Here is a 17,811-nt window from a genome sequence, read left to right on the forward strand (position 1 = left end):
AGAATAGAGTAGAATCTCCAAAAAGTTTATAGTTTCGTTTTTTTTAGCCTGAATGAATCTTTGAGATGTTCTCTTTTATTTGGAATCTTATTTTTAAATATGGGAAAAAACAACTCCGGAATCCGTCGGATCCAGCCAATTCTCTGGATTTCCACATTATACTTTGCAATGGGAGTTCCCTTTGTAACCATTAATGCGGTTTCAGGAATCATGTATAAAGATATGGGTGTTTCGGATTCACAGATCACATTCTGGACAGCCCTTATCCTGTTCTCCTGGACATTAAAGCCACTTTGGAGCCCGTTTCTGGAGATCTATAAAACAAAAAAATTCTTTGTTGTTTCTACTCAGTTTGCTATAGGAATTCTGTTTGCTTTGGTGGCCTTAAGTCTGCCAATGCATGATTTTTTCAAGTACAGTATTGCACTTTTTGCAGTAATCGCATTTTGTGGAGCTACCCATGATGTGGTAGCAGACGGAACGTATATTGGTTTTCTTACCAATAAAGAACAGGCGAAATATATTGGCTGGCAGGGCGCTTTTTACAATCTTGCCAAGATTATCAGCAGTGGAGCATTAGTTTATTTTGCTGGTTTTTTAGAAAAAACAAAAGGAGTTACTCATGCCTGGATGATCATTATGGTGATCTATGCACTCCTGTTTTTTGTATTGGCTATTTACCACTATTTCATTCTTCCAAAAGAAAACAAAGAAGAACAGAAAGATGAGAAAACGGCCGGAAATGTTCGTAAGGAATTGTTGGAAGTGATTACCTCTTTCTTTACCAAAAAGAAGATTCTATGGTGTATCCTTTTCATTATTCTTTACCGTTTCGCAGAAGGATTTGCGATCAAAATAGCACCATTGTTTTTTAAAGCTCCAAGAATATCAGGAGGATTAGGATTATCAACTTCTGATATCGGACTTATTTATGGAACATACGGTTCTGCAGCATTTATCTTGGGATCCGTACTGGCAGGATATTTTATCTCAGCCCGCGGACTAAAGAAATCTTTGATCTGGCTATGCTGTGCATTTAATATTCCATTTGTGGTCTATGCATTATTAGCTCATTATCAGCCTTCAGATCTATTGCCTGTAGGAATTGCGGTGGTAGTGGAATATTTCGGCTATGGATTTGGTTTTGTAGGGTTAATGCTCTACATGATGCAGCAGATTGCTCCAGGAAAACACAAAACAGCGCATTACGCATTTGCAACAGGAATTATGAATCTTGGTGTGATGATTCCCGGAATGTTCAGCGGGATGATCAGTGACTGGATTGGCTACAAAATGTTCTTTATCTGGGTGTTAATTGCTACCATTCCTGCATTCTTGGCCACTTTATTCGTTCCTTTCCCTTATCCGGAAAACCAGAAAGAACAACAAATCAATTCATAATAATTAAAAATAAAAAGTAAAAAATACTTTATGACAGCTCAATCAGTAATGATCCCTTGGCAGGATCGCCCGGAAGATTGCAATGATATCATGTGGAGGTTTTCCGAAAACCCGATCATTAACAGATATGCGATACCAACATCCAACAGTATATTCAACAGTGCAGTAATTCCTTTTGAGGATGGATTTGCAGGAGTATTCCGTTGTGATAACAAGGCAGTACAGATGAATATTTTTGCTGGTTTCAGTAAAGATGGAATCAACTGGGACATCAATCATGATCCTATTGAAATGCAGGCAGGAAATACGGAGATGATTGAATCCGATTACAAATATGATCCCCGCGTAACGTTTATAGAAGACCGCTACTGGATTACATGGTGCAACGGATACAACGGTCCAACCATCGGAATTGGATATACTTTTGATTTTAAAGAATTTTTTCAGTGCGAAAATGCATTCCTTCCATTCAACAGAAACGGAGTTTTGTTTCCTGAAAAAATCAACGGTAAATATGCCATGCTGAGCCGTCCGAGTGATAACGGACACACGCCTTTCGGAGATATTTATATCAGCTATAGCCCTGATATGAAGTACTGGGGAGAGCACCGCTGCGTGATGAAAGTAACGCCTTTCGAAGACAGTGCATGGCAATGTACAAAAATAGGAGGAGGACCCGTTCCTATCAAAACAGAAGAAGGATGGCTGCTTTTCTATCATGGAGTGATCAATACCTGCAGAGGATTCAGATATTCAATGGGAGCAGCTTTGCTGGACCTTGAAGATCCTACAAAAGTATTGTACAGAACGAAGCCTTATCTGTTGGCTCCGGCTGAATTGTATGAACTGACAGGAGATGTACCGAATGTGGTTTTCCCTTGTGCAGCGCTCACGGAAGGAGACAAAGTAACAGTATATTATGGTGCCGCTGATACTGTAGTTGCTATTGCCTTTGGATATATCTCAGAAATCATTGATTTTATGAAAAAGAATTCAATTTAATACAGTAATATAAAGTTTAGGAAAATAGGTTAATCATCTTAATTTTCCCTTTTTCTGGGAATTTTATAATGGTTTTCCTATTTTTAAACCAACTTTTAAACAAAAAAATCTCCGATACCTCTCTTATCATGAAAAAAGAACTGTTAATCTGCTTTTTTACCACCCTGATTTCTGTAGCTAATGCCCAGCAAAATAAAAATGATGTTTTATCCTGGGTAGACCCTTTCATAGGCACAGGAGGACATGGGCATACATTTCCGGGGGCAACTACACCATTCGGGATGATACAGCTGAGTCCGGATCAGAATACAAAAAGTGGCGACTGGGACTGGTGTTCCGGATACCACTACAGCAGCAAAACGATCATGGGATTCAGTCATAACCACCTTAGCGGAACAGGATGGGCAGACCTTGGAGATATTCTGGTAATGCCTACCGTAGGACAGGTGAAAATGTTGCCGGGATCAGAAGAAAATCCTGAAACAGGTTACCGTTCAAAGTTTACGCATGATAAAGAAGTAGCGTCTCCGGGATATTATTCTGTAATGCTGGACAGCTATGGAATTAAAGCAGAGCTTACTGCTTCCCCAAGGGTCGGATTTCATAAATATACTTTCCCAAAGAGTAATGAGGCCAATATCATTATTGATCCTACTAATAAAATCTTCGGTAATATCTACCATACTTTAGTAAGTGTGGAAGGCAATAATAAAATCAAAGGTTACTGTTACAGCAACGGCTGGGGAGGTAAACGATTTGCTTACTTCGTGATGGAGTTTTCCAAACCGTTTAAGTCTTACGGCGTGTATGCTGACGGAAAAATCAAAAATGATGAAAAAATTGCCCTTGCCAAGGATGCTAAAGCTTTTGTAAGATTCTCAACAGAAGATCAGGAAAGCATTGAAGTAAAAGTTTCTTTATCCCCGGTGAGTACAGAAAATGCACAGGAAAACTTTGATACTGAAGCAACAAATGTTGACTTTGCAAAAGCAAAAGAGACTGCACAGAAGACATGGAGAGATCTGATCGGCAGATTCCAGGTAACAGGAGGAACCGACAGCCAGAGAAAAATTTTCTATACAGGCGTTTATCATACTTTCATTGCACCGAACCTTTATATGGATGTGAATGGAGACTATGTTGCCGCTCAGGAAAATATGAATACGAAATGGTTCACGAACTACAGTACATATTCTTACTGGGACGGATTCAGAGCAACGCACCCGCTTTTGACCATTATGGATCAGAAACATACAAAAGAATTTGCCAATTCCTTAATCAGCAGATATACAGACCGTAAAGATCATATGCCGATCTGGGAACTTTGCGGATATGATAACTTCTGCATGTTGGGTTATCACAGTGCTTCGGTAATCTGGGATGCCATTTCAAAAGGAGTTCCGGGTATTGATGCTGAAAAAGCATTTGCTGCGATGAAAGATGCTTCTTTAACGGATAAAATGAGCAGCAGCGATGGTGGTGGAGGTCTTAATGATTATATCAAGTTAGGCTACACTCCATCAGAAAACGGAGCTTCAGTTTCTGCAACATTAGAATATTCATATGACGACTGGTGTATCCAGAAGCTTGCTGAAAAATTAGGAAAAAAAGAAGAATCAGAAGTGTATAAAAAACGTTCTATGAACTTTCTGAATACCTTCAATAAAGAAAATAATCACTTCTGGCCAAGACAGAAAGACGGAAAATTCTTAGCAGATTTCAAGCTTAATGACTGGAAAAAACTTCAGCCCCACTGGGTTTCCGGAAACATCTGGGCGTATGATTTCTTTGTGCCGCATCAAATTGACGAAATGATGAATCTGTACGGAGGAAAAAAAGGATTTGAAGAAAAACTGGATAAAACCTTTACAGAAGCGCTTCATATGGAAGGAGAGCAGCACGTAGATATCTCAGGATTTATCGGATCTTTAGGATTCGGAGATGAACCGGGGCATCATGTTCCATACCTGTACAATTATGCAGGAAGTCCTTACAAGACTCAGAAAATGATAAAATATATTCGCGACAATATGTACGCTGCCAAACCTGATGGAATTGTCAATAACGAAGACTGCGGTCAAATGTCAGCATGGTATATTTTTTCATCACTAGGATTCTATCCCGTAACACCGGGGAAACCTGTTTACGCCATCGGAGCACCACAATTCCCGAAAGCTTCTTTAAAACTGGAGAACGGGAAGACTTTCACAGTGATTGCAGACAAGATATCTGATAAGAATATCTACGTACAGAAAATGTTTCTGAACGGTAAAGAATACAAAAGCTGGGAGCTGAATCACAGCGATATCATGAAAGGTGGCGAGCTTAGATTCGTCATGGGAAGCAAACCGGTAAAATAAGACTCATAAAAATAAACGAAACAAAAGTATCAATGGAAAGGAGAAATTTTATTAAAACAAGTGCACTGGCAGGAGCCGGATTGCTGTTCACTCAGAATGTTTTTGCTAAAAATTTAGTGCTGGATGATTTTCCTGTTGTCCGTGTTCCTAAAGATAAAAGACATTTTACCAGCGAATCCGTAGAAAATGCTATCGCTGCTTTTAAAAAGAAAGTAAAGAACAAAGAGCTAAGCTGGCTTTTTGAAAACAGCTTTCCCAATACATTAGATACTACTGTTTTCTATAATGAAATCAACGGAACACCGGATACATACGTAATCACAGGGGATATTGATGCCATGTGGCTTCGTGACAGTTCCGCACAGGTTTTCCCTTATTTGCAGTTTTCGAAAAAAGATGAAAAACTACACAAGCTTATCTCAGGAGTGATTCATAAACAGACGACATTCATCCTGAAAGATCCTTATGCGAATGCTTTCTATAACGACGATCAGAAGATCAGTAAGTGGAAAGAATACGACCATACTGATATGAAGCCGGGAACCCATGAAAGAAAATGGGAAATCGACTCGCTTTGCTATCCTATCCGTCTGGCCTATCACTTCTGGAAAACAACAGGAGATACAAAACCTTTCGATGCCAACTGGCTGAAAGGTATTAAACTTACCCTGCAGACTTTTACAGAACAGCAGAGAAAAAATGATCTGGGACCTTACAAATTTGAGCGTACAACAGCTTGGGCAACAGATGGAGTTCCTATGGGAGGATATGGTTATCCGACGAAACCTGTAGGGCTTATCAGCTCTATGTTCCGTCCAAGTGATGATGCTACCATCTATGGATTCCTGATTCCTTCCAACTTATTTGCAGTAGTAAGCTTACGTCAGGCTGCGGAAATGGTTGCTCAGATTAAAAATGAAAAAACACTGGCTCAACAGCTGAACAGCCTTGCTGATGAGGTAGAGACGGCCATCAAAAAATACGGAATTTACAATCATCCTGAATTTGGAAAAATCTATGCTTTTGAAGTGAATGGCTTTGGAAGCTACAACCTGATGGATGATGCAAACTGTCCAAGCCTGTTGGGACTGCCTTATCTGGATGCGGTGAAAGCTGACGACCCTGTGTATTTGAATACAAGAAAATTTGTGTGGTCAGAAAACAACCCGTTCTTCTTCAAAGGAAAACTGGCAGAAGGGATAGGAGGTCCGCATATCGGACTTGACATGATCTGGCCAATGAGTATCATAGTGAAGGCACTCACTACCAATGACAAAAGTGAGATCAGATGGTGTATAGATACCTTACAGAAAACGCACGGAGGAACAGGCTTTATGCATGAATCCTTCCATAAAGACGATGCCAAAAAGTTCACCAGAGAATGGTTTGCATGGGCAAATACCCTGTTTGGCGAATTGTTATGGAAAACCTTTAACGAAAACCCGGAACTACTGACATAGCCAACCTTTTTATATGGTTTATTCATCTGAGATTCCTTCCCGAAAAAGAAGGTGTCAGGGGAATGCTATATAAAATTCAGACACCAAAACACCTTAAAAAAATTATACAATGAAAAAAAAATCCATCTTTACCGCACTGATTGCCATGATGCTTCAGTCTGGTTCTCTGATTAGCGCGCAACAGCTTAGTCCTACCGGAATATGCTACGTGGAAGTGAATAACAACAACCTCCTGAATGCAGGAGCGTACAAACTGCAGACATCGAACAGCTATCTGTTCAATGTTGTGAATATTTTTGCGGCTAATATTAATTATGATACCAGCCGTGGAAGAGCCTATCTGTATTCCAATAATAACGTTACCAAAGTGCTTACGAATGCAGATACCTACATAAAGCCACTTCAGCAAAAAGGAATGAAAGTAGTACTGACTATTTTGGGAAATCACCAGGGAGCAGGAATCTGTAATTTTCCTACCCGTGAAGCCGCAAAAGACTTTGCATTACAGCTTGCCAATACAGTGAACACCTATGGTCTTGATGGAATTGATTTTGATGATGAATATTCAGAATATGGAAACAACGGAACAGGGCAGCCTAATGACAGCTCTTTTGTAATGCTTGTTCAGGAGCTCAGAGCATTATTACCGGATAAAATTATTTCATTCTATTATTATGGACCTGCAGCTTCAAGACTTTCCTGGAACGGAGCCAGAGTAGGAGACAACGTTAACTATAGCTGGAATGCCATGTACGGAACATTCTCTGCCCCAAATGTACCTCCTCTTACCAAAGCGCAAATTTCTCCTGCAGCCGTATGGATGGGAAATACTTCCAATTCTACAACCACGAGTCTGGCCACCCAAACCAAAAATGGAGGGTATGGAGTATTCATGTGGTATGATTTACACGGAACTAATGAAACATCCCAGCTTTCAGCAGGAACTCAGACATTATATGGGGAGCCGACAGTTCTAAGCGGTACTTTACAATCATGGACACAAGGAACCAATTGTGATGCACCTATTGGTTTATACACAAGCAATCTTACAGGAACAAGTGCAAAACTAAACTGGTCAGCCGTAGGAACTAATACTTACGATATTGATTATAAGCCAGCTTCTTCAACAACATGGACGAATGCGGTGTCAGCGACCAGCTCAACTTCCATAACCGTTTCCGGATTAACAGCCAATACGGAATATGACTGGAGAATCAGAACAAACTGCAGTGTGAAAAGCGCCTATATGTTTGCGCCAAGATTTACCAGCACTTCAGGAACAACTCCGACAGGTTCCTATGCATTATCTTTAGATGGAAGCACAGAATCAGGAGCTGCCGGAAGTATGAATCTGAGTGGTTCTGCCTTATCTTTTGAAGGATGGATCAAACCTTCATCATTTAAATCAGCATCTCCGTATATCTCTTCCATTATGGGAACGGAGGTAAGCGACAGCAATTCTGCATTCTTAAGATTAGGAGATGCCGGCCTGGCGAATAATAAGCTTCAGTTTGTGGTAAGTATTAATAATGTACAGCAAAAACTGGCTTCTGCAACTGCTTTGAATGCCAATACATGGTATCATGTGGCTGCGACCTATGATGGTGCCAATATGAAATTGTATATCAATGGTGTTCTGAATGCAACTAAAGCACAGACCGGAAATGTAAATTCAACAGGAGCATTTAATGTAGGATATTTATATAACACATCAAGAAACTTCAATGGAAAAATAGATGAGGTAAGAGTATGGAAACGTGCATTAAGCCAGACAGAAATCAGTCAGAATATGTGTAATATATCCGTTCCGGCTACTTCATTGGCTGCTTACTGGAAGTTTAATGAGGGAAGTGGTTCTACTGTTCAGGATACTTCAGGAAATGGTGTGACTTTAACGTTAACAGGGGTAGATGCTTCCAATTGGGGAACAGATCTGCCATGTGCGGCTGGGAGTTCACTGGCAGCAAGAAATGCTTCGGGTCAAAAGGCAGTAGATGCAGGACAGATAAGCATTAAAAATCAGATAAAATTATATCCTAATCCGGCAAGCAAATCTTCATCACTTACAGTATCTGTTCCTGATGAATACAGTAAAGGAAAATTAACAGTTTATGATCTTAATGGAAGAATCATAGATACAAAATCACTGAACTCCGGAAATAACCCTTATGAATTGACCAGGCTGTCAGCAGGAAACTATATCCTTCAGTTTGAATCTCATGATGGAAGCTTAAAACAATCCGAAAAACTAATTGTAAAATAATAACCCCAGTCATTGGGCTTCGGCCCAATGATTTTCTACTACAAAATTGATATACTATGAGAAAAAAATCCTTTTTTATTCCCCTGATGGCCCTGATGCTTCAGACAGCTCCGTTGCTCAAAGCACAGCAGCTTGATCCTTTAGGAGTCTGCTATGTGGAAGTGAACAACAATAATATGCTGAACGCAGGTTCATATACTCTGCAGAATACCAACAGGCAGCTTTTTGATGTTGCCATTATTTTTGCAGCGAATATCAACTATGATGTTTCCAAAAACAGAGCTTATATTTCAAACAATAACAATGTCACCAAAGTTCTGAATGATGTCAATACCTACGTAAAACCTTTACAGCAAAAAGGAATGAAAGTGTTGCTGGATCTTTTAGGAAATCACCAGGGAGCAGGAATTTCTAATTTTCCTAACCGTGAAGCAGCAAAAGATTTCGCTCTGCAGGTAGCTCATACTGTTTATACTTACGGTTTGGACGGAGTAGACCTTGATGATGAATATGCAGGCTATGGAAACAACGGAACGGGACAGCCCAATAACAGCTCTTTTGTAATGCTTTTACAGGAATTGAAAGCAGCAATGCCGGATAAACTGATTACATTCTATTACTACGGTCCGGCTACTACAAGACAAGCTTATAATGGAGATTTAGCAGGAAATTATATAGACTATACATGGAATGCGATGTACAGCACATACAATGCACCTGTGGTTCCCCCACTTAATAAATCCAAAATCTCAGCTGCAGCAACCTGGATACAAAACTCGAATCCAAGTTCTACGTCTGCAACTACACTGGCAAGCTTAGCGACCAGCACAAAAAATGACCAATACGGCGTTTTCATGTGGTACGACCTGGCAGGAACAAATGTTGCCAGCTATCTGAGTACAGGATCTAATATTCTTTACAACGAAAATACGCTCTTAAGCGGTCAATTATATTCCTGGTCTCAGGGACAAACCTGTGATCCCCCATTAGGACTTGATGTTTCAAATGTGACAGGAGCTTCAGCAAAACTGAACTGGACTTCCAATGCTTCCCAGTCTTATAATATTGATTACAAACCAGCCAATTCTACAGTATGGACGAATGTGGCCAATAACTATTCAGGAAATAACATTATCATCAACAACCTTACCCTGAATACAGATTACGATTGGAGAATACAGTCGAACTGTTCTCCAACATTAACAAGTACTTATATTTTTGCACCAAGGTTTAACTCCGGAAGTGGCTGCACTACGCCATCAGGATTAACTTCCGGAAGTTTCCTTGGTAATAATGCCCAGCTATCATGGGATGCAGGAAATGCAACTTCATATACTCTGCAATACAAAACAGCGGCGGCAGCAACATGGTCTGAGATTCCTAATATTGCAACCAATTCCTACGCACTTCAAAATCTTACCCCCAATACAAACTATGTATGGAAAGTACAGGCTTCATGTGCGGGAGGAACTACAAGCACCTATTCAGGAGAAGGATCATTCAACAGTGGTTTCGCTCCTGTTACAAGTCCTGGTGCCAGATCTCTTTCTTTCAATGGAAGCACACATTATCTTAACGCAGGACAATTTAACCTGAGCGGAAATGCGATGACATTTGAAGGATGGGTAAAAGTAAATGCTTTCAAAACAGGATTCCCTTATATTTCATCAGTAATGGGAGTAGAAGTAGGAGATAATAACTCCGCAATGCTTAGATTTGGGGACGGAAACCTGGCGAATAACAAAATTCAGTTTATCCTGAGCTTCGGTTCATCACAGGTGAAACTGAATACGAATACAGCATTCAATACCAATACATGGTATCATGTAGCAGCCACTTATGATGGTGCAGCAATGAAAATTTATGTCAACGGTAACCTTGATGCAACCTTTGCAGTAACCGGTAACTTTACAGCAAACGGAATCCTTTATCTGGGCAGAAATTATGACAATTCCCGTACAATCAATGGGTTCCTTGATGAATTCAGAGTGTGGAAAAGGGCTCTGACTCCTCAGGAAATATTGAGTAACAGCTGTAATGTTCCTGCCAATTCTACTGGTCTTGAAGCAAACTGGAAAATGGATGAAGGGAGCGGTTCTGGTGCATTAGATGCTACGGCAAACACTCATTTTGCAACCCTGATCAATATGACAGATGCCAACTGGAGAACAGATGTTGCGTGCGCCTCATCTCTTGCTGTAAAAGATATTGAATCCGTAAAAGACAACAGCGCTGTGTATCCAAACCCTGTGAAAAGAGGAAATGACATTCACTTTTCGATTAGTGATAGCTCAGCAGGTGAAGTGGCATTGTATGATGTTTCAGGAAAATTAGTCAAAAAACAGGATATTCATCAAAATAATAATGCAGTCAATACACAGGATTTAATCAGTGGTACTTATATTTACAAAATTACATCCGCAAACAATAAAGTAATATCCACAGGTAAAATTATCGTGAAATAAGATTCAGATAATAAAATAGTTAATGGAATTCATAAAATAAAGTCTGAAATACAAAGGCAGACAGACGGAGGTATACTTTCGTTTGTCTGTTTTTTCAGTCACAGGGATGTCTAGAATTTAAAATAAAAAATAATGCAGAATATAGTAGGAATAGATATCGGAGGGTCGCACATTACACTGGCTCAGGTAGATCCGGAAAAACGTGAAATCATTTCATCAACCTATGTGAGAGAACATGTAGATGCTTTTGAAAGTAAAGAAGTTATTTTTACCGCATGGGTGTCAGCTATTGAAAAAGTGGCTCATCATCTCATAAAAGAAGATCTTCTAATCGGTGTTGCAATGCCTGGACCTTTCGATTATGAAAACGGAATATCGCTGATGCAGCAGGGAAAATTTATTGATATCTATCAGGTTAATATTAAAGAGGAACTGGCGAAAAGACTGGATATTTCTCGGGAACAGATTCATTTTGTAAATGATGCGGCAGCATTCATGGAGGGAGAAGTATTCGGAGGTTGTGCCCAGGGATTCAACAGTGCTTTTGGAGTCACTCTCGGCACAGGATTGGGGACAACCTTCTTCAACGGAGAATTTGCTGCCGATGAAGACTTATGGGATTCTCCTTTCAGAGATTCCATCAGTGAAGATTATCTGGCAACACGCTGGTTTGTGAATCATTATAAAGAACTGACAGGAGAGGAAATTTCCGGAACCAAAGATTTGCTGGATAAACCCATAGAAATACAAACCAGAATGTTTGATGAATATGCAGACTCTTTTTCAGAATTCATCATGAAATATGTAGCTCATTACAAACCGGAAGTTTTAGTTATAGGGGGTAATATTGCCAAAGCATATCCTTATTTTGAGCAAAGATTTATTCAGAATTTAACAAAGAATAATATTAACTTGCAGGTGAAAATTTCGGCCATATTCGAAGATGCGGCCATTCTTGGAGCTGCCAGCTATGCATTAAAAAAGCTTATATAAATTAATAAACGAAAAGATACAATGAAGTTTATATTTTCTACCTGCTTACTGCTATTACAGGCCTGGGCATTGGGTCAGAACATATCTCCCGTAGATTATGTGAATCCTTTGATGGGAACTCAGTCCAAGCCCTCCCTATCCAACGGAAATACCTATCCGGCAGTCGGACTTCCTTGGGGAATGAATATCTGGACTCCACAGACCGGTAAGATGGGCGACGGATGGGCATACACCTACGATGCAGATAAAATAAAAGGATTCAAACAAACCCATCAGCCCTCTCCATGGATGAATGATTATGGCGCTTTTGCCATCATGCCGGGAGTAGGAAAAATGAAATTTAAAGAAGACGAAAGAGCAAGCTGGTTCAGCCATAAAGCTGAGGTTACAACGCCTTATTTCTATAGTGTCTACTTGGCTGACATCAATGTTACAACAGAATTTACCCCTACAGAAAGAGCATCATATTTTAAATTTGATTTTCCTAAAACAGACAGTGCTTACATAGTTGTGGATGCTTTGAACAAAGGTTCCTATATTAAAATTTTACCCAAAGAAAGAAAAATCCTCGGCTATACAACGAGATATTCTACCGGGAAATATGAAAATTTTAAAAACTATTTTGTCATTCAGTTTGATAAAGATTTTGAACTGACAAAAACCTGGAAAGACGATAAACTGGTGAATGATCAGTTAGAAATTACCAGTGATCATACAGGTGCTGTAGTAGGGTTTAAGCTTAAAAATAAAGAAACGGTTTATGCAAAAGTAGCCTCTTCATTCATCAGCTTTGAACAGGCAGAACTGAATCTTAAAAGAGAAATCGGAACCAAAAACTTTGAACAGGTAAAAACGGATGCTAAAAATATCTGGAACAAGACCTTAGGGAAAATAGAGGTAAAAGGAGGAACAGATCAACAGATGAGAACCTTTTATTCCTCTTTGTACAGGACTTTATTTTTCCCACAAAAGTTATATGAAATAGATGCTCAGAACAAAATAAAACACTGGAGCCCTTACAATGGTAAAATTGCAGAAGGAAGAATGTTTGCAGGCACAGGTTTCTGGGATACTTTCCGTGCTTTATATCCTTTCCTGAATCTTGTTTATCCAGGTATCAATGTAGAAATGCAGGAAGGACTGGCCAATGCTTACAAAAAAGGAGGATTCTTACCGGAGTGGAGCAGTCCGGGATATTCTGATATTATGATCGGAAACAATTCTGCATCTGTCGTGGCTGATGCTTACATTAAAGGACTTCGCGGATATGATACAGAAGCGCTTTGGCAGGCTGTAAAACACGGAGCCAATAATGAAGGTCCTATAGAAGCTGTAGGCCGTGCAGGAGTACAATATTACAATACATTGGGCTATGTGCCTTACGATGTAAAAATCAATGAAAATGCTGCAAGAACCCTGGAGTATGCTTATGATGACTTTTCGATCTATCAGCTAGGGAAGGCACTGGGTAAACCCGCTTCTGAGATTGATATCTATAAGAAAAGAGCTTATAATTACAAAAATGTATTTGATAAGGAAACAGGTTTGATGCGTGGTAAAAATAAAGACGGCAATTTCCAGAAACCTTTCAATCCTTTCAAATGGGGAGATGCTTTCACAGAAGGAAACAGCTGGCACTACACATGGTCTGTTTTCCAGGATATTGATGGTCTGGCTGAACTGATGGGCGGGAAAAAGAAATTTGAAGCCAAATTAGATGAAGTATTCTCATTGCCTCCGGTTTTTGATGACAGCTATTATGGCGGCGTAATTCACGAGATCAGAGAAATGCAGATCATGAATATGGGACAGTATGCCCACGGAAACCAACCGATTCAGCATATGATTTATCTGTACAATTATGCAGGAGCTCCATACAAAACACAATATTGGGCAAGACAGGTGATGAATAAATTGTATCATGCAACTCCGGATGGATATTGCGGTGATGAAGACAACGGACAGACTTCTGCATGGTATATTTTCTCAGCCCTTGGATTTTATCCGGTGACACCGGCAACAGATCAGTATGTACTGGGAGCACCATTGTTTAAAGAAGCTACCATCCATTTGGAAAATGGTAAGAAAATTGAAATAAAAGCTCCGGAAAACAATTCCGAAAATTTATATGTAAAATCTTTGAATGTAAACCAGAAACCTTATTCCAAAAACTGGCTGAGCCATAAAGAACTGATGAAGGGAGCTGTCTTAGACTTTAAAATGGACAGCAAACCCAATAAAGAAAGAGGTTCACAGGAAAAAGATTTTCCATACTCAATGTCAAAAGAAGAATCAAATAAATAATTTTTAATTTAGAAATACAAGCTGTATGAGTACAGAAAAAAAAGAAATATTCGATAGAGTAGAAAGCATATTGCAGACGCAGGGTTTTAACATCGCAGCAAAAGATGATACAAGACCATGGGGAGGTTTCTTTGTGATTGATGAAACACAGGCGCAGGATTTTGCCAATCAGTATTTTGATGGTATTGATGTAGACAACCTGAGAATAGGAGGGAAGCTAAGCCCGAAAATTCTTATCGTTGCTCCGGAGGCAAGATTAAGCTGGCAGTACCACCACAGAAGAGCCGAAATATGGCAGGTGGTGGAAGGAACCGTAGGGATCAAGAGAAGCAATACCGATGAAGAAGGAGAATTGGGAGAATATGGTCCGAAAGATCAGGTAAAACTGCAGCAGGGAGAAAGACACAGATTAATCGGTCTTGCAGGCTGGGGAATTGTAGCCGAAATCTGGCAGCATACCGATGCATCCAATCCTTCAGATGAAGATGATATCGTAAGAGTACAGGATGACTTTGGAAGATAAATAAAAAATCCGCTTCATTGAAGCGGATTTTTTATTGGCAGGAAGCTTGAGGCTGGAAGAAGGAAGTTGCTGGAAGTTGTTAAAAACTCATTGTTTTCTTCCATTATTCATGCTGAACCTATATACTGATGATAAAAAATAAACCTTATAGGTCTCACAGGCCTATAAGGTTTTGTTTATTCAGATTTTATTACTTAGCTGTTTATTCCCAATAGCTTCATCGGCGAATAGTACCTCCAGCTTCATTCTTCCGGTTTCCCGCTTTTTTAAAACGTCACATCCAGTCCCACATAGAAGTTGGCCTTCATAATCGGTGCATATACCATTCCTCCGTCAAAATAATTTCCGAAAGGATTTTTAAAATCAACAATCGCGTTTTTCTGATAATAGGAAGTAAGGTTTTCACCCCCTGCATAAGCTCTGATTTTTTTATTGAAATTTCTTGAAATCTGAGCATTAAGAACTGCATACGATTCCGAATAGGTTGGTAACTGAAACTCTGCCGGATTACTTGAAGTATCAGGAAGTCTTTGTTTTCCAACCCAGTTTAAAGTCGTATCAAAGCTCCAGAATCCTCCATTATTATTTTTATTGGTAGAATATGCTAAATTCAGAAATCCTCTGTGTTTCGCCATAAAAGGAACTTCTCTTCTTCCTCCGATATAATCAGCCTGTACATCATAATACTTATAAGCAAGCCTTACATCAAAGTTTTTGAAAGGGGTAAAATCCCATTGTGTCTGAAATGAATTCGCAAAAGATTTACCATCCAGATTATAGAATGTCAGCTGTTGAGGAGATTGGTCAAGATCCACTAACACCTGATCCTGGAAATCTGTTCTGAAGAAATCAGCGATAATGCTTGATTTTCTTCCGAATAATTTGAATTCCTGTTGTAAGCTTGCACCATAATTCCATGCAATTTCAGGTTTTAAACCATAAATATCTCCTCCATTGGATAATATATTGATGGCTCTGTTTGATGCAAAATACTGCTGGCTTTCCGCAAATACGTTTGCTGTTCTGAATCCTCTTCCCGCAGAAAGCCTTAAAATAGTCTGTGGTGTGAAATCATACTTAAAATTTAGCCTTGGTGTAAACTGAGTTCCTGCCAGATTATGAAAATCCACTCTGGAACCTGCTACTAAGGTATATTTTAAACCTGTTAAAGTATATTCGGCAAAGATTCCGGGTACCATTTCATTTCTTTTCAGGTCATTCAATAAATACGTTTCCTTATAACCGTCATATAAGAAGCTTGCTCCTGCTTTATACTTATGGTTGGTATTTCCGATAATGCTTTCAAAGATTAAGTTGGAATAATACGTGTGCTGTTGTCCTGCATAATTTCTCAGTCCGAAGAAACTATCCTGCTGGTGATACACATATTGGTTCATCCATCCGATACTTTGGTAAGGCTTTCCTTTAAAAACATATCCGGTTTTATTCCAAACCTGAAACCTTGAAATATCAATTCCTACTCCATAAAACGGCTGTTTGTCCTGAGCCAGCTTTTTATCAAAACCAACCTGTCCCGCCGTTCTTTCATCTCTGATAAAATTAATTCCGAAGTGAGACCCGAACCCTGACTTTTCAAGGTCGTTATAATTCAGCAAATAGGCGGCATTGATCTGAGTTCCTTTTGGTCTGTCCAGAAAACCGTCATTATTCATATCCGTATTCCCGAAAGTTCCGTTTCCGTGAAGAAGGAAAGTCTGAGACCATTTATCATTGATAGGAGAGACATTGGTAATATTCACTTCTGCTCTTCCATTGAAGTCAGAGAAAAGGTTTAATGAAGTTTCCGGGGTTTTTGCATTTTTCAGAAGTTCAGTATTGATCTGTCCTGTGATGCTTTCATAACCATTTGTTACGGTGCTTCCTCCCTTAGTAAGCTGGATGCTTTCAATCCATCTTCCCGGAATAAAATTTAAACCATAAGCAGAAGCCAAACCTCTGATTTCAGGTAACTGTTCTTTCGTCAGGCTGGTATATTTTTGATCCAGGCCAAGCATTTTCAGCTGTTTTGTTCCGGTAACGGCATTGCTGAAAGAAACATCTACAGTTGCATTGGTTTCGAAACTTTCAGACAGATTACAGCAGGCTGCCTTTAACAGTTCTTTTTTATCAATATTAAAAACAAGTCCTGCTTCTTTCTTGCTTAAAGCTGTTGCCGCCTTAGAGCCTGTTACAATAACTCCGTCAATGTTTTTTTCATGTTGAGAATGATCTTCTTTAGATGCCGGGGTGTTATTGTCTTTATGATCTTCATGCTTTGTTCCTTCTTCGTAATGCACTTTTGGATTGGGTTCGCCGAAAGTAAAGTCTCTGTCATACAGACAACATCCCGGAAGGCCATTGTAAACAGCGTCTGAAGCTTTGTACTTTTCATTGTCATGACCGGCATCAGCAATAGCCTTTAAGATCTTATCTGATGAGGTTTTTGAAGGATCAAAATGTAAAGTAACCGTTTGCTTTTCTGCATTCCATTCTGCGGTATCAGCACCTGCACCTTTTGAAGCCTTTTCAATTCTCGCTTTACAAGAAGCACAGTTTCCCCTTACATAGAATTCGTTTTCTTTTTTATCAGAAACATTAGCATTGGTATGGTGTTCGTGATGGGTTTCCGCTTGGGACGGCTGTAGATCTCTGCTATACAGACAACATCCCGGAAGACTATTGTAAACAGTATCCGGAGCTTTGAACTTTTCATTATCATGGCCTGCTTCAGCTACTTTTTGCAGAATATCATCGGTAGATACCTTGTCTGTTTCTAAAGTTAAGGTCTGAAGATCAACGGAGTAAACGGCTGTTTTTGCACCTGCTTTTTTGGCAGCACTTTCAATTCTTGTTTTGCACATTTCACAGTTCCCTTTTACCTTGAACTGGTTTTTTGAAAGTGTCTGAGCAGATATAAATTGTGTAAATAGGAATAATGCGCCAAGTATAAACCTGGAAATAGGTAATTTCATTTTGTTTAAAAGTTTAAATTAATTAAAAAACAGTCCATTACATAATATTATAATGAACCCATGATATT

Annotated in this window: 10 protein-coding genes; 9 read left to right on the plus strand and 1 reads right to left on the minus strand. The window is 39.4% G+C overall.

The window, feature by feature from the left end; genetic code table 11:
- The first annotated feature begins 99 nt into the window (after positions 1 to 99).
- From FW781_RS11665 to FW781_RS11705, 9 genes are all read left to right on the plus strand, one after another.
- Positions 100 to 1,401 (plus strand): MFS transporter, encoded by a 1,302-nt coding sequence (locus tag FW781_RS11665; RefSeq protein ID WP_149387595.1) that lies wholly within the window; start codon positions 100 to 102, stop codon positions 1,399 to 1,401.
- A gap of 30 nt (positions 1,402 to 1,431) precedes the next feature.
- Positions 1,432 to 2,403: a glycoside hydrolase family 130 protein gene (locus FW781_RS11670; protein ID WP_149387596.1), complete on the plus strand. Its 972-nt coding sequence runs from the start codon at positions 1,432 to 1,434 to the stop codon at positions 2,401 to 2,403.
- A 128-nt stretch (positions 2,404 to 2,531) separates the two neighbouring features.
- Positions 2,532 to 4,763, plus strand: a complete 2,232-nt coding sequence (locus FW781_RS11675; protein ID WP_149387597.1) for a GH92 family glycosyl hydrolase — start codon at positions 2,532 to 2,534, stop codon at positions 4,761 to 4,763.
- A 32-nt stretch (positions 4,764 to 4,795) separates the two neighbouring features.
- Positions 4,796 to 6,223 (plus strand): glycoside hydrolase family 125 protein, encoded by a 1,428-nt coding sequence (locus tag FW781_RS11680; protein WP_149387598.1) that lies wholly within the window; start codon positions 4,796 to 4,798, stop codon positions 6,221 to 6,223.
- A gap of 109 nt (positions 6,224 to 6,332) precedes the next feature.
- Positions 6,333 to 8,486, plus strand: a complete 2,154-nt coding sequence (locus tag FW781_RS11685) for an endo-beta-N-acetylglucosaminidase H (protein WP_149387599.1) — start codon at positions 6,333 to 6,335, stop codon at positions 8,484 to 8,486.
- 56 nt (positions 8,487 to 8,542) lie between these two features.
- Positions 8,543 to 10,951 (plus strand): endo-beta-N-acetylglucosaminidase H, encoded by a 2,409-nt coding sequence (locus tag FW781_RS11690; RefSeq protein WP_149387600.1) that lies wholly within the window; start codon positions 8,543 to 8,545, stop codon positions 10,949 to 10,951.
- 132 nt (positions 10,952 to 11,083) lie between these two features.
- Positions 11,084 to 11,944, plus strand: a complete 861-nt coding sequence (locus FW781_RS11695; RefSeq protein ID WP_149387601.1) for an ROK family protein — start codon at positions 11,084 to 11,086, stop codon at positions 11,942 to 11,944.
- Between the two features lie 21 nt (positions 11,945 to 11,965).
- Entirely contained in the window at positions 11,966 to 14,248 is a 2,283-nt protein-coding gene (locus FW781_RS11700; RefSeq protein ID WP_149387602.1) for a GH92 family glycosyl hydrolase, read from the plus strand.
- Positions 14,249 to 14,273: 25 nt separating this feature from the next.
- Positions 14,274 to 14,771 (plus strand): cupin domain-containing protein, encoded by a 498-nt coding sequence (locus tag FW781_RS11705; RefSeq protein WP_149387603.1) that lies wholly within the window; start codon positions 14,274 to 14,276, stop codon positions 14,769 to 14,771.
- Positions 14,772 to 15,037: 266 nt separating this feature from the next.
- Here FW781_RS11705 and FW781_RS11710 read toward each other — a convergent pair whose 3' ends face one another.
- Entirely contained in the window at positions 15,038 to 17,743 is a 2,706-nt protein-coding gene (locus tag FW781_RS11710; protein ID WP_149387604.1) for a TonB-dependent receptor domain-containing protein, read from the minus strand.
- Between the last annotated feature and the right edge of the window lie 68 nt (positions 17,744 to 17,811).

The organism is Chryseobacterium panacisoli (assembly GCF_008274625.1).
Taxonomy (GTDB): domain Bacteria; phylum Bacteroidota; class Bacteroidia; order Flavobacteriales; family Weeksellaceae; genus Chryseobacterium; species Chryseobacterium panacisoli.